At 69.5% G+C, this 13,863-nt stretch carries 13 protein-coding genes and 1 pseudogene; 8 read left to right on the top strand and 6 right to left on the bottom strand.

What is annotated here, in order from left to right:
* Nucleotides 1-30: 30 nt before the first annotated feature.
* Nucleotides 31-708 (bottom strand): snapalysin, encoded by a 678-nt coding sequence (gene snpA / locus IGS69_RS17970; RefSeq protein WP_190901009.1) that lies wholly within the window; start codon nt 706-708, stop codon nt 31-33.
* Between the two features lie 172 nt (nt 709-880).
* On the opposite strand from snpA, the gene IGS69_RS17965 reads away from it, so the two are divergent.
* The gene (locus IGS69_RS17965) at nt 881-1,840 is read left to right on the top strand and encodes a LysR family transcriptional regulator (protein ID WP_190901007.1); all 960 of its coding nucleotides are present in this window, start codon (nt 881-883) and stop codon (nt 1,838-1,840) included.
* Between the two features lie 36 nt (nt 1,841-1,876).
* On the opposite strand, the gene IGS69_RS17960 is transcribed toward IGS69_RS17965, so the two are convergent.
* On the bottom strand, nt 1,877-3,988 hold the full coding sequence (locus IGS69_RS17960; protein WP_190901005.1) for a PhoX family protein: 2,112 nt from the start codon (nt 3,986-3,988) through the stop codon (nt 1,877-1,879).
* A gap of 280 nt (nt 3,989-4,268) precedes the next feature.
* Here IGS69_RS17960 and IGS69_RS17955 point away from each other — a divergent pair, with 280 nt between their 5' ends.
* The 5 genes from IGS69_RS17955 (at nt 4,269) to IGS69_RS17935 (ending at nt 9,177) form a co-directional block, all read left to right on the top strand.
* Nucleotides 4,269-5,966, top strand: coding sequence for a VWA domain-containing protein (locus tag IGS69_RS17955; RefSeq protein ID WP_190901003.1), 1,698 nt, complete (start codon nt 4,269-4,271; stop codon nt 5,964-5,966).
* 171 nt (nt 5,967-6,137) lie between these two features.
* Nucleotides 6,138-7,856 (top strand): methionine--tRNA ligase, encoded by a 1,719-nt coding sequence (gene metG, locus IGS69_RS17950; RefSeq protein ID WP_190901002.1) that lies wholly within the window; start codon nt 6,138-6,140, stop codon nt 7,854-7,856.
* A 123-nt stretch (nt 7,857-7,979) separates the two neighbouring features.
* On the top strand, nt 7,980-8,345 hold the full coding sequence (locus IGS69_RS17945) for a PH domain-containing protein (RefSeq protein ID WP_030846758.1): 366 nt from the start codon (nt 7,980-7,982) through the stop codon (nt 8,343-8,345).
* A gap of 123 nt (nt 8,346-8,468) precedes the next feature.
* On the top strand, nt 8,469-8,735 hold the full coding sequence (locus IGS69_RS17940; RefSeq protein ID WP_190901000.1) for a hypothetical protein: 267 nt from the start codon (nt 8,469-8,471) through the stop codon (nt 8,733-8,735).
* 13 nt (nt 8,736-8,748) lie between these two features.
* Nucleotides 8,749-9,177, top strand: coding sequence for a hypothetical protein (locus IGS69_RS17935; protein ID WP_190900998.1), 429 nt, complete (start codon nt 8,749-8,751; stop codon nt 9,175-9,177).
* A 19-nt stretch (nt 9,178-9,196) separates the two neighbouring features.
* Here the strand turns inward: IGS69_RS17935 and IGS69_RS17930 are convergent, their stop codons facing one another.
* Nucleotides 9,197-9,379 (bottom strand): DUF397 domain-containing protein, encoded by a 183-nt coding sequence (locus tag IGS69_RS17930; RefSeq protein ID WP_190904541.1) that lies wholly within the window; start codon nt 9,377-9,379, stop codon nt 9,197-9,199.
* A 38-nt stretch (nt 9,380-9,417) separates the two neighbouring features.
* Nucleotides 9,418-9,597, bottom strand: a pseudogene (locus IGS69_RS34655) (Scr1 family TA system antitoxin-like transcriptional regulator); the annotation flags it as partial.
* A 5-nt stretch (nt 9,598-9,602) separates the two neighbouring features.
* Here IGS69_RS34655 and IGS69_RS17925 point away from each other — a divergent pair.
* Both IGS69_RS17925 and IGS69_RS17920 read left to right on the top strand, forming a co-directional pair.
* On the top strand, nt 9,603-9,764 hold the full coding sequence (locus IGS69_RS17925; RefSeq protein ID WP_190900996.1) for a hypothetical protein: 162 nt from the start codon (nt 9,603-9,605) through the stop codon (nt 9,762-9,764).
* An 83-nt stretch (nt 9,765-9,847) separates the two neighbouring features.
* Complete coding sequence (locus IGS69_RS17920) at nt 9,848-10,738, top strand: RpnC/YadD family protein (RefSeq protein ID WP_190900994.1); 891 nt, start codon at nt 9,848-9,850, stop codon at nt 10,736-10,738.
* Between the two features lie 241 nt (nt 10,739-10,979).
* Here the strand turns inward: IGS69_RS17920 and IGS69_RS17915 are convergent, their stop codons facing one another.
* Nucleotides 10,980-11,969 (bottom strand): intradiol ring-cleavage dioxygenase, encoded by a 990-nt coding sequence (locus tag IGS69_RS17915; RefSeq protein ID WP_190900992.1) that lies wholly within the window; start codon nt 11,967-11,969, stop codon nt 10,980-10,982.
* Between the two features lie 117 nt (nt 11,970-12,086).
* The gene (gene aspS, locus IGS69_RS17910; RefSeq protein WP_190900990.1) at nt 12,087-13,850 is read right to left on the bottom strand and encodes an aspartate--tRNA ligase; all 1,764 of its coding nucleotides are present in this window, start codon (nt 13,848-13,850) and stop codon (nt 12,087-12,089) included.
* Nucleotides 13,851-13,863 lie beyond the last annotated feature (13 nt).

Here is a 13,863-nt window from a genome sequence, read left to right as displayed (position 1 = left end):
CAGCGGGGCGGCCGTGTCCGCGTCGGGATCTCAGCGGGCCGACTTCTCCAGGGCCTTGTCCATCGCCGCGGCGAGGCCGTTCGCCCACAGGCTGTTGACACGGGACCGCTCGGCCGCGTTCGGGACGGCGTTGGTGCAGGACGGGCCGGGACCGCCGCCGGACATCAGCTCACTGCACGGGCCCGAGTAGTGGTCGGGAAGACCGAGGACGTGACCCGTCTCGTGGGCGGTGACCCGCGTGGAGTCGTACTGCTGGTTCTGCCGGTAGTCCAGGAAGATGTAGCCGTTGCCGTGGCCGTCCGTGGAGGCGTACGAGCCGCGGGAGTCATTGCCCTCCCGGTAGCTGAAGTCGGCCGCCGACGCGGAGCCGGACTGGAGCCGCACGTTCGACACCGAGCTGTTCCATATCTGGGTGCTGCGCGCTATCTGGGCGCTGAAGGAGGGCGCGCGGGAGGCGTCGTAGACGACGGTGACGGCCGCGGCGGCACTCGGGTTCTCGGCGCGCTTCTCGGCGACGGACTCCAGGACCGCCTGGAAGAAGGCTCGGCTCGCGTCGGAGTCGGCCGACCGGGCGGACGGGGACGACTTGGCGACGAACCCGGCGTGGGGCTCCGCGGACGGGGACGCCGCGGCCGGGGCTGCTGTTCCGAGTCCGGCCATCGTGAGGCCGAGACCGAGAACCGCCAGGGAGGACAGGGACTTTCGCATCGAGGACTCCTTGGGTGGGGTTGAGTCTCACCGGTGAGTCTCGATGCCTGTGCGGCGCCTGTGATGATGGCAACCGGCGATAGGACCGCGCTATCGGCTGCCCAATTCACCTGGTTTAGCGATGAATTATGTGGCTGGTTAACGCTGCCATTCCGCTTTACCCTCACGGAGCATGGAGCTCGAGGTGAGGCACCTCCGCGCGCTGTGCGCCATAGCCGACACCGGCAGTCTGCACCGTGCCGCGCGGCAACTGGGCGTCGCGCAGCCGTCGTTGAGCACACAGCTGCGCCGGATCGAGCAGGAGCTGGGCGGACCGCTCTTCCTGCGCTCCCACACCGGCTGCCGCCCCACCCCGCTCGGCCGCCTGGTCCTCAGCCGCGCCCGACCGCTGATGGCCGATCTGCACCTGCTGGTCACCGAGGCCAGGGCGGCGGCGTCCGGCGGCGCCGAGCTCCGCATCGGCTCGACCGCGAGCAAGGCCCTGGCGGGCTGGCTGCGCCGGCTGCGCGCCCGCGGCCAGAACCCCAGCCTCCATATGAACGTCTCGCCCAACGCCCTGCTCCGCATGGTCGCCGACGGCCAGCTCGACGTCGCCTTCGTGCACGAGGTGGAGGGCTGCCCACTGCGCATCCCCTCGGAGCTTCGGGTCCGCGTCCTGGTGGAGCGCGAACCGCAGTGCGTGTCCCTGCCGGTCGACCATCCGGCGGCCGTGAAGCAGGAGATCGACGTTGCCGACCTGGCCGGCGACCGCTGGATGATCGACCCCACGGTCGACGGCGAATGGGACGCCGTCCAGCGCATGTTCCGCGCCGCCCGGGTCAGCCCGCACGTCCTGCACGGCGACTACCACACGGCCGACGCCCTGGTCGCGACCGGCGAGGTGGTCACCGTCTGCCAGCCGACCCGCACCCCCCGGCCCGACATGGCGGTACGCCGCATCAAGGGCGACCCGCTGGGCGTACGGCTGCTCGCCGCGGCCCGCACGGAGACCGACCTCGACGGCGTCTACCCCGCGCTGGAGGAGGCGTACGGGGAGGTGGCCCGGCAGGCACCGGCCTACCGGGAGTGGCTGGAGCCGGAGCGGCCGGTACCCGGGAGCCCTCTCAGACCCCCGAGCCCGGCCCTGCCCTGAACCGCTGTCGCCAACGAGCCTTTGTGGCCGGACGGCTCAGACGCCGATGTCGCGCCCGTCGGCACGCCACACGGCCACGACCGCCGGGCGGACGTACGTGCCGGGCCCGTCGGGCCAGGCGCTGGCCGGCGTCTCCACGGACGCACCGTCGATCTCGCCCGGGTGCTGCACGGAGACGAGAACGCGCCGGTCCTGGATGATCGGGCCGCAGGTCTCGGCCCCCTTCGGCACGGTCAGGAACTGCTTGAGCTCACCGCGCCGCTCGCCCCGGGTCGCCACTCCGAACAAGCCGTCGTGCGAGCCGAGCTGGGCACCGTCGGTGGAGATCCACAGGTTGCCGTGGGGGTCGAAGGCCACGTTGTCCGGGCAGGAGATCTGGCTGACGGCGTCCTTCGGGAACCCGGCGAAGTAGGTCGCGGGGTCGTCCGGGTCACCGGCGACCAGGAACAGCGACCAGGCGAACCGGGTGCTCTCGGGCCGGTTCCACCGCTCGGTGAGCTCCAGGACGTGGCCGTGCTTGTTGGCGTGGCGCGGATTGGCCTCGTTCGCCTTGGCGTTGGAGCCGACGCCGCGGTTGGTGTTGTTGGTCAGCGCGACGTAGACCTTGCCGGTCACCGGGTTGGGCTCGATGTCCTCGGGCCGGTCCATCTTGGTGGCGCCCACCTTGTCACCGGCGAGCCGCGTGAAGACGAACACCTCCTCGGCGCTCATCCCGTCCACGTGCGAGACGGCACCCTCGGCGGTGGCGGTGGCCAGCGGGATCCACTCGCCGCTCCCGTCGAACTCGCCGTCCTTCGGCAGCTTGCCCGTGCCGTCGATCTCCAGGGCGGGGGAGTCACCGGTGAGCTTGGCGACGTACAGCGTGCCCTCGTCGAGCAGGGAGAGGTTGTGCTCACGCACGGCACGGGAGGAGCCGCGCTTCATCCGCTTGCTGCCGACGAACTTGTAGAAGTAGTCGAACCGCTCGTCATCACCGGAGTACACGACCGGCCGCCCGTCGTGCGTCAGCCGCACGGTGGCCGCCTCGTGCTTGAAGCGCCCGAGAGCGGTGTGCTTGCGGGGCGTGGATGCGGGGTCGTACGGATCGAACTCCACCACGTACCCGAACCGGTGCACCTCGTTCGGCTCCCGGGCGACGTCGAACCGCTTGTCGAACCTCTCCCACTTCCGCTCGCTCGCCCCGGTGCCGATCCCGTAGCGCTTGTCGGTCGCCCGGCCGCTGTTGGCGAAGTACTGGTTGAAGTTCTCCTCGCCGTGCAGGGTCGTGCCCCACGGGGTGACGCCGCCGGAGCAGTTGTTGAGGGTGCCGAGCACCTTGGTGCCGGTCGGGTCGGCGGAGGTCTTCACGAGCTCGGACCCGGCGACGGGCCCGGTGAGCCGGAAGGCGGTGGTGGCGGTGACCCGCCGGTTCAGCTGGTGCCGGGTGACGGCGGTGAGCTTGCCGCTCCCGCGGTCCTCCTCCACCACGACGGCGGACAGCCCGTGCGCGGCCCAGGCGACCTCGACCTGCTCTCGGGTCGGGTTGGCGGCGTCGTACCCGCGGAACATCAGGATCTCGTCGGTGTACTCGTGATTGGCGACGAGCAGCTGCCGCCCGCGCTCGCCCGGCAGCGGCAGCAGGGCGAGAAAGTCGCAGTTGTACCCGAACTGCCCGGCCTGTGCCTTCGCGGTCTGCTTCTCCGGGTCGAAGGCGGGCGCACCGCGCAGGATGGGCTCGCCCCAGCGGATGACGACGTTCTGCCGGTACCCCTCCGGCACGGTCACGGCGTCGGTGGTGTTCGGCGCGACGGGCGCGAAGCGCAGCCCGCGCGCGCCCTTGTGTGCGCGCCGGGCGGCGTCGGAGGCGGCAGCGGCGGACGGGGCGCCGGTGGACGGGCCGCCGGTGGCCGGGACGGCGGCGGCCCGCGGAGCCTGTACGACACCGGCGGCACCCGCGCCCGCGGCGGCCACGGTCACCACGGCCGCGGCCCGCAGCATCGACCGGCGGCCGACCGCACCGGCGATCACATCACCGACGTACTCGTTGGAGCTGGTGTTGGGCACCTCGTGGAAGCAGGCGTCACCACACCGGAAACGACAGGTCATGGCGGACCGGCCGCCGGGGTGCGAACCGGACGGTGTTCCGATCAACGGCAGCAGCTTGCGCACTCTTACTCTCCCCATGGATGCCCTTGGTGTCAGCGTGACCGTAGGGGCGCATGTGTGCGAGAGCCGGGCGCCCTGGTGAACAACGGTTGAACCCACGGGTTACGTATGGGGGTTGTGGTGATTCAGCCCGGCGACACTTGCGCGGGCCGGATGTCGTCTTGACAAGGTGGACCTGGCACAACAGACCCTGCCCAAGATCACACAGGAGGGCCGCTAACCTTACGTGTCCGTCCTGGCCAGGGATCGACGGGCTTCAACTCACGCGAAGGGTTGCGCGCACATGGGCATTCTCACTCGGTTGCGGAACGCGTTCGGACGACCCCGCAAGTCACAAACCGCCGAGGCGGAGGGTGCGGCGCAGACCACGCCGGCCGAACCGACGATCTCCGAGACCACTCCGACAGCACCGGCGGCGACCCCCAAGGTCCCGTCCCCCTCCCCGGAACCCACGCCCGGGCCGACGGCGACCGTCCCCGAACCCCGCGACGACGAACACGACCTCGTATCGGCAGCCTTCGACAAGGTCGCGGTCCCCCGCCCGGCCGACTCGACGGAGACCACACCGACCCCCGAGCCGCCGAGGGCGAAGGAGCCCGCGGTCGCGGAGGAGGCGGCGGAGGCGGAGCCGGAGAGGCCGGCGGTGGCTGAGGAGCCGGCGGAGGCAGAGCCGGAGAGGCCGGCGGTCGCTGAGGACGCCGCGGAGGCAGAGACCGAGGGGCCCGCGGTCGCCGAGGAGCCGGCGGAAACCGCGACCGAGACGCCGGCGGACGCCGAGAAGGCGGCGGAGGCAGAGACCGAGGCGCCCGCGGTCGCCGAGGATCCGGCGCCGGTGGACACGGCCACGGCGGAGAAGCCGGCGCCGGTGGAGGAGCCGTCCGAGGAGGACAAGCCGACGGCGGCCGCCGATCCGACTCCGGCGGACGAGACCACGGCTCCGGCGGACACGAAGGCCGAGACGGAGCCCGAGGCCGAGGCGCCCGCCGCCGAGCCCGCAGCCGCCGACGGCGACCCGGCCCCACAGGGGCCACCCGCAGCCGCCGACGAGAGCAGCACGGGTGGTGCGGCCGGGAACAAGACCGCCGAAGGCGAAGCCGAGGCCGAGGCGCCCGCCGCCGAGCCCGCGGCCGCCGACGGCGACCCGGCCCCACAGGGGCCACCCGCACCCGACAACGAAAGCAGCACGGGCGGTGCGGCCGGGAACAAGACGGCCGAAGGCGAAGCCGAGGCCGAGGCGCCCGCCGCCGAGCCGAAGCGCAAGCCCACCAAAGCCACCCCCAAGCCCGACACCGAGCCGAAGAGCGCCGAGGACGGTCCCGCCGTCCCCCTCACCCGCGTAAAGACCCGCGCCCCCGGCCTCACCACCGCCTACAACGCCGCCACCACCACCCTCGCCTCCCACAACCTCACCGGCACCCGCGCCAAGGTCTACCTCGTCCTCGACCGCTCCGCCTCCATGCGCCCGTACTACAAGGACGGCTCCGCCCAGGCCCTCGCCGAGCAGACCCTCGCCCTCGCCGCCCACCTCGACCCCGAGGCAACCGTCCCGGTCGTCTTCTTCTCCACCGAACTCGACGGCACCGGCGAGATCACCCTCACCGACCACGAGAACAAGATCGACGACCTGCACGCCGGCCTCGGCCGCATGGGCCGCACCAGCTACCACGCAGCCGTGGAAGCCGTCCTCGCCCACCACGACAAGACCGCGGCGGACTCCACCACCCCCGCCCTCGTCGTCTTCCAGACCGACGGCGCCCCGGACGCGAAGACCCCGGCCACGCAGGCCCTCACCGACGCGGCCAAGACCCACCCCACCGTCTTCTTCTCCTTCGTCGCCTTCGGAGACCCGGAGAACAAGGCCTTCGACTACCTCCGCAAGCTCAAGACCCCCAACACGTCCCACTTCCTCGCCGGCGAAACCCCCCGCGAGCTCACGGACAAGGAGCTCTACGAGGGCGTACTGGCGAGCTGGCGCCCGTAAGCCCTCCGGCCCCACCGGCACTGCTCACCTGCCCCGCCCCACGCCGCCCGCATCCCACCCCGCAAAAGGGGAGGCGGGCGGCGTACCCATGTCAGCTACGATTTCAAGGTTCCGTAGACGACCGAGACCACGAGATCGTCACCCCACGTAGCGACTTGGGAGCAGCCCGCGATGGCTCGACACCTCATCACCAGCGCCCTTCCGTACATCAACGGGATCAAGCACCTGGGCAACATGGTGGGGTCCATGCTCCCGGCTGACGTCTACTCCCGGTACCTGCGCCAGCGCGGCCACGAGGTCCTCTACATCTGCGCGACGGACGAGCACGGCACTCCCGCGGAGCTCGCCGCCAAGGAGCAGGGCGTCCCCGTGGACGAGTTCTGCAGGGACGCGCACCACCAGCAGAAGGCGATCTACGACGGCTTCAACCTGGCCTTCGACTACTTCGGCCGCAGCTCCTCCCCGCAGAACCACGAGATCACCCAGGAGATCGCCCGCGAGCTGAAGGCGAACGGCTTCATCGAGGAGCGTTCGATCCGCCAGGTGTACTCGATCGCGGACGGCCGCTTCCTGCCCGACCGCTACATCATCGGCACCTGCCCGCACTGCGGCTACGACAAGGCACGCGGCGACCAGTGCGAGAACTGCACGCGCGTCCTGGACCCGACCGACCTCATCGACGCCCGCTCCGCGATCAGCGGCAGCAGCGACCTGGAGGTCCGCGAGACCAAGCACCTCTTCCTCCTCCAGTCGGCGCTCGCCGGCGAGGTGGAGGCGTGGGTCGACGAGCGCGCCGACAACTGGCCCGTCCTCGCGTCCTCCATCGCCCGCAAGTGGCTGACGGAGGGCCTGCACGACCGCGCGATCACCCGCGACCTGGACTGGGGCGTCCCGGTCCCGGCCGACACGTGGCCGGACCTGGCCGCGGAGGGCAAGGTCTTCTACGTGTGGTTCGACGCCCCGATCGAGTACATCGGCGCGACGAAGGAGTGGGCGGACCAGGACCCGGAGAACCGCGACTGGCGTTCGTGGTGGTGGGAGTCGGACGCGAACGTCCACTACACCCAGTTCATGGGCAAGGACAACGTCCCCTTCCACAGCGTGATGTTCCCGGCGACCCTGCTGGGCACCCGCGCCCCGTGGAAGAAGGTCGACGTCATCAAGGCCTTCAACTGGCTGAACTACTACGGCGGCAAGTTCTCCACGTCGCAGCGCCGCGGCGTCTTCACCCACGACGCCCTGGAGATCCTCCCCGCCGACTACTGGCGCTACTTCATGATGGCGAACGCCCCGGAGTCGGACGACTCGTCCTTCACCTGGGAGCACTTCACCGCCACGGTGAACAAGGACCTGGCCGACACCCTCGGCAACTTCGTCAACCGCGTCCTGTCCTTCTCCAAGAAGCGCTTCGGCGAGGAGGTCCCGGCGGGCGCGGAGGCGGGCGAGGCGGAGGCCAAGCTGGGCGAGGAGATCGCGCGCCTGCTCGCCGAGTACGAGGAGCACATGGAGGCCATCCAGTTCCGCAAGGCGGCGGCCGCGCTGCGCGCCCTGTGGTCGGCGGGCAACTCCTACCTGGAGGAGAAGGCCCCCTGGCTGGAGATCAAGACCAACCCGGAGGGCGCCGCGGTCACCCTGCGCACGGCGATGAACCTGATCCACCTCTACGCCGTGGTCTCCGAGCCGTTCATCCCGACGTCGGCGCAGAAGATGCGCGAGGCGTTCTCGCTGGAGAACGACACGGCGACCTGGGTCACCCCGGAAGAGGCGAAGTCCCTCACCACCGTCCCGGCCGGCACCCCCTTCACCATCCCGCCGGTGCTGTTCGCCAAGCTCACGGACGAGGACCTGGAGTCGTACAAGGAGCGCTTCGGCGGCGAGTCGGCCGCGTAACGGTCGTAACACGCCGGCTACAGCACGGGGCCCGGGAGAGCGAGAGCCTTCTCCCGGGCCCTGTGCTTTGCGAAGATCGCACGAGACGGCCACCCGGCCGCCGCGACTCACACGGGGGTTTCCATGGCACTGTTCGGCAACGCGCACACGGTGAACCCGCAGTCGGCCCAGCAGGACTACGCCCGCCTCCTCGGCCACGGCGAGCAGGTGCACGCCGCGTTCCTGCTGATCCGCGACACCATCCTCTTCACCGACCGCCGCCTGATCCTGATCGACAAGCAGGGCATCACCGGCAAGAAGGTCGAGTACCACTCGGTCCCGTACCGCAGCATCACCCACTTCGCCGTGGAAACGGCCGGCACCTTCGACCTCGACGCCGAGCTGAAAATCTGGATCTCCGGCACCCCGACCCCCATCGAGAAGACCTTCACCAAGGGCGTCGACATCTACGAGGTCCAGGCGATCCTGACCCAGTTCGTAGCGAGGTAGCCCCCGGGAACGTCCCTCCCAAGCTCGAAAGAGTGAACGCCTTCAGTCCGCCGGAAATACGGTCTTCCACCCCCTTACTCGGCGTTGGGCGACACCCCCGCCGGAGACAAATGGAGGGACATCGTGACGTTCGTCAACTACTTCCCCGGCCGGGGCACGGTGATGGAGAAGGCTTATCTCGAGGGCGAGGCCAGAGGCGAAGCCAAGGCCATTCTGCGTTTCCTCGAAGCACGAGGCGTCCCGGTCCCCCAGGAGGCCCGGGACCACATCGCCGGTTGTACCGACCTCGACCTCCTGAACCGCTGGCTGGACCGGACGCCCCACGTGCGGAGCGTCGACGAACTCTTCGTCGAGGACACGGCGCCCGCCGCGGACCGGACCGAAACCTGACCCCGGGGCGATCATGATCGACGATCCGAACGCCGCACCGGAACTTCACGACTTGCTCCGGTTCACGCTGACATGCATGGGCTTGGGCATTCCGCCGGAGCGAGTCATGGGCGATTTCCGTTCCGGGCCGGAGGAACTGAGGCAGCAAGGCTCCCTCTCCCTCCAGGACATGGCCCGCATCCGGGCCCGGGTGGACAACCGGCTCGATGACGACCACGAGGACGAGGAGTGGGTGCGGGGGTTCACCGCCGGATACAAGGCGGCGTTGGCCGGCGCGGTCCAACGGCTCTTGGAGACTCGTGACATCACGGTCCCCAAGGAGGTCTTCCGCCCCCTCCACCTGTGTCCGGACCCCGACACCCTCACACGCTGTCTCGACCGCGCCACCACGGTGGACACACCGGAGGAACTGTGCACCGCAGTGATCGACACTGAGAAGTAGGGGCCCCAGAGGTCAGGAGCTACCCGGTCAGCGCCCTCGAAGCATGGGCCACGAAGTCCGCCCACGCGCCGGGCGTGATCGCCAAACGGGGGCCTTCCACGTTCTTGGAGTCGCGAACATGCACGGTGCCGGGGGTGACGGCGAGCTCAACGCAGGAGTTGCCGTCGTTCCCGCTGCTGTAGCTGCTCTTGAACCACACCAGCCCGGAGGCGTCCCCAGCAGTGGTCTTGCGGACCGTGCCTCTCCCAGCAGTTGGTCGACGAAGGCCAGCGACTCCCGCGGTGAGAGCGCCTGGGCCCGGATGGTGCCATACCGCAGCTCAAGGATGCGCAGGTGTCTGGGGTCGGAGGTCGGCCGGCCGTTGAACGCACCATCGGAGCGCCCCACGGCGGAGCCGTCCGCGAACTTCAGCAGTTCGATCTCTGGTGGGCCTCTTCATTCGTCACCTGTGCGAAGCCTGGTCCTGCACCGTCGAGTCCCTGCTGGCCCCCGTCGAACAACGTAACTGGTCGGACACCTACGTCCTGGACGACGAAGCCCTCAGCTCCGTCTCCGGCTATCTCCTCCAGCGGCCGTCGACCACATGACGTGAACGTATCCGCCGCTCTCGAAAGAGTGAACGCAGCTGAACCGCTGAGTACACCGCATTCGATGGTCCTAGCTTGCGCACATGGTCACATCAACCCATGAGACCTCACACCGGATCTTCCAGGACCATCCGGAGGTTCTCACTCCCGCCTTCAAGGCGCTGGGGCTGCCGCCGCCCGCGAAAGCGATCATCGAGGCGCTCACCCCCGACGCCACGGAGGTCAAACCGCTGGAGCGCCGCGTCGACACGGTGCTGAGGGTCGAACCGTCTGACGGAGACGGCTTCCTGATCGCCATCGAGGCCCAGACCGACCGGGCTCGCGACAAGGGCTCCAGTTGGTCCTACTACGTGGCGTACCTGCACGCGAAGTACGAGCTGCCGGTGCTGCTCGTCTCGGTCTGCAGAAAGCGGTCGACGGCTTCCTGGGCAGCCGGCCCCTTCGAGTGCCGAGTGGGCACCTGGACGACACAGAGCACCCGCCCTTTCGTACTGAGCCCCGACAACGTCCCGGAGATCACGGACGAATCCGTCGTGGCCCGGGAACCGGCCATGGCCACCTTCTCGGCCATCGTGCATAGCGAGAGCGAAAACGCCCCGGCCATACTGTCCATGGTGGCCCGCGGCATGCGGTCGCTCGACAGGGCAACAGCGAAGTACTGGTGCGAATGGCTTGAGGTCGGACTGGAGAACACTCCGGTCCGGGAGACATGGAGAGAGCTGGAGAAGATGGTCGCCACATACTTCCCGGGCAGGGGAACCCTCTTCGAGGAGACGTACTTGGAGGGCAAAGCCGAAGGCATCGTCGAGGGCAAGGCCGAGTCCGTCCTGCGCGTACTGGAGAAGCGCGGTATCGGCATTCCCCAGGACATCCGCGACCGCATCACCTCCTGCACCGACCTCGACACCCTCACCCTCTGGTTCGACCGCTCCCTGACGGCCACCACCGCCGAGGATCTGTTCGTCGAAGAGTGAGCGGTACTTCCCGAAGGCCGGGCCCGCCCCATCCAAGAAGCGGGCCCGAGGCCTGGGTCGGGTGGGCTCGAGTCAGCGCGCCTTCCCCGCGACCAGCCGCCCCGTCACGGCCACGCTCTCCCCGCCCGAGCCCGTCCCCGCACCATGCTGCGTGTGCCGTACGAACGCCACCCCCAGCACCGCCAGGAGCGACGCCGGCGAGAGGGTGTACAGGCCCCCGTTCGTGCTGTCTCCGTCTCTCTCAGCCCGCGGACGCCGAGGCCGACATGCCCGGCTGGACGGAGTCGCCCGTGCCGTCCTGTGTGGTCTCCGGGTCGACTCCCATGATGAGCGAGGCGGTGACGCCCTTCGCGATGGCGCCCTTCTTGTACTTCAGCCTCAGCAGACCACCCTCGGTGCCGTTGCCCGGGTAGATGGTGTCGTCGTCGAGGGTCGTGCGGGTCGTGGTGTTGGCGGAGTACGGCGCGACCTCGGCCGTCGCCAGCACGGACGCCTCGTCGAAGAAGAGCTGCCCGGTGTGGCAGGTCGTGCCGCCCTCGTAGCCCGCGTCGGTCCAGGTGCCGTTCACATGCACCTTGGTGTGGATGTGCACGCAACGCCCCTGGTACCAGCCCGGGAAGACCGTGCGGAACACGACCTCGCCCTTCTTGTCCGTACGCCACGTGCCCCGCAGGTAGCGCTCGTCGTCGGTGGGCTCCTCGTGCCCTCCTCCGCCACCGCCGCCTCCCGGAGGCGCACCCGTGGGGGTCCCGGTCGGCGTACCGGAGGGCATACCGGAGGGAGGCGTGCCGCCGTCCCCTCCACCGCCCCCGCTGCCCATCGACTCGTACCCGGAGTACACGCCCAGCGCGTTGCAGTGCCAGATGTCGACGGCGGCGTTCGCGAGCGGCTTGCAGGTGTCGGAGTCGATCACCTTCAGACGCAGGGTGAGCGGGATGCCCTCCTGGTCCTCGGTGACGTCCCGGCGGAGCTTGTCCGCGTCGATGTAGTAGGGGCCTTCGGTCGTCTCGGAGGTCAGCTTGTAGCAGGCCTCGCCGGACGTTCCGGCCGCCTTCCCCTTGGCCGCCGCCTTCCCCTTCGCCGCCGTCGTCTCCTCGTCGGCGAAGGCGCCCGCGGCGAACGCACCGCCGACGCCCGCCGCCACCACCGCACCGGCGCCCGCGGCGACGACCTTGCGGCGTGTCAGATCCCGTTTGTGCTTAGGCCCTCGGGCCGTCTCCTGTGCCGTCATGGAAAGGGAAGCTAGGCAGCCCGGCTGTCAGGAGCCTGGGTGAGAGCTGGGTAAGAGCCCTGGACGCGAAAGTGGCCCGGAACCGGCGGCGGTTCCGAGCCACTCACGGCAGATCGGCTACTTCGGCTGCGGCTTGCGCACCGACAGGTGCAGTTCCCTCAGCCGGTCCTCCTCCAGCTCCGTCGGCGCGCCCATCATCAGGTCCTGGGCGTTGCCGTTGAGCGGGAAGGCGATGGTCTCGCGGATGTTGGGCTCGTCGGCGAGCAGCATGACGATGCGGTCGACGCCCGGGGCGATGCCGCCGTGCGGCGGGGCGCCGAAGCGGAAGGCGCGCAGCATGCCCGCGAACTTGTCCTCGACGGTCTCGCGGTCGTACCCGGCGATCTCGAAGGCCTTGAGCATGATCTCCGGCTCGTGGTTCCGGATCGCGCCGGAGGACAGCTCGACGCCGTTGCAGACGATGTCGTACTGCCAGCCGAGGATGTCCAGCGGGTCCTGGGTCTCCAGGGCTTCCAGACCGCCCTGCGGCATGGAGAACGGGTTGTGCGAGAAGTCGATCTTGCCGGTCTCCTCGTCCTTCTCGTACATCGGGAAGTCGACGATCCAGCAGAACCGGAAGACGCCCTCCTCGAAGTGCCCGGCCCGCTTGGCCGCCTCGACCCGGACCGCGCCCATGATCTTGGAGACCTCGTCGAACTCGCCCGCGCCGAAGAAGACCGCGTGGCCGGCCGCGAGCGACAGGCGCTTGGTGAGCTCGGCGACGTTGTCCTCGGTGAGGAACTTCGCGATCGGGCCGGACAGCGAGCCGTCCTCGGCGACGCGGACCCAGGCCAGGCCCTTGGCGCCCTGCGAGACGGCGTAGTCGCCGAGCTGGTCGAAGAACTTGCGGGGCTGGCCGGAGACGTCCGGCACCGGCAGGGCACGGACGTGCTTGCCGGCGAACGCCTTGAACTCCGAGCCCTCGAAGATGTCGGTGATGTCGACGAGTTCGAGCTGGGCGCGCAGGTCGGGCTTGTCGGAGCCGTACTTCAGCATCGCCTCGCGGAACGGGATCCGCGGGAACGGCGAGGTGACGTGCCGGCCGCCGCCGAACTCCTCGAAGAGCTCGGTCATGAGCTTCTCGACGGGCTGGAAGACGTCCTCCTGCTCGACGAAGCTCATCTCGATGTCGAGCTGGTAGAACTCGCCCGGCGAACGGTCGGCGCGGGCGTCCTCGTCGCGGAAGCAGGGCGCGATCTGGAAGTACCGGTCGAAGCCGGAGATCATCAGCAGCTGCTTGAACTGCTGCGGCGCCTGGGGCAGGGCGTAGAACTTGCCGGGGTGCAGACGGGACGGGACGACGAAGTCGCGGGCGCCCTCGGGGGACGTCGCGGACAGGATCGGCGTCGCCATCTCGTTGAACCCGAGGGCGACCATCTTCGAGCGGATCGAGGCGATCACCGACGAGCGCAGCATGATGTTCTTGTGCATGCGCTCGCGGCGCAGGTCGAGGAAGCGGTACTCCAGGCGCCGCTCCTCGTTGACGCCGTCCTCGGTGTTGATCGTGAACGGCAGCGGGGCGGCCGCGCCGAGCAGCTCGACCTCGCCGACCTCGACCTCGATCTCACCGGTCGGCAGCTCGGGGTTGATGTTCTCCGCGCCCCGGGAGACGACCTTGCCGTCGACACGGACGGTCGACTCCTTGGAGAGCTTGTCGAGGGCCTCGTAGGCGGGGGTGCCGGGACGGGCCACGAGCTGCGTGATGCCGTAGTGATCGCGCAGATCGATGAAGAGGATGCCGCCCAGGTCGCGCCGATTGTGCAGCCAGCCACTCAGCCGGACGTCGCTGCCGACGTCAGAGGAGCGGAGCTCGCCGCAGGTGTGGGACCTGTACCGATGCATCGTCGTTCATCCA

The organism is Streptomyces tuirus, from assembly GCF_014701095.1.
Lineage (GTDB): Bacteria > Actinomycetota > Actinomycetes > Streptomycetales > Streptomycetaceae > Streptomyces > Streptomyces tuirus.
This window is presented reverse-complemented; position numbering and strand designations above follow the sequence as displayed.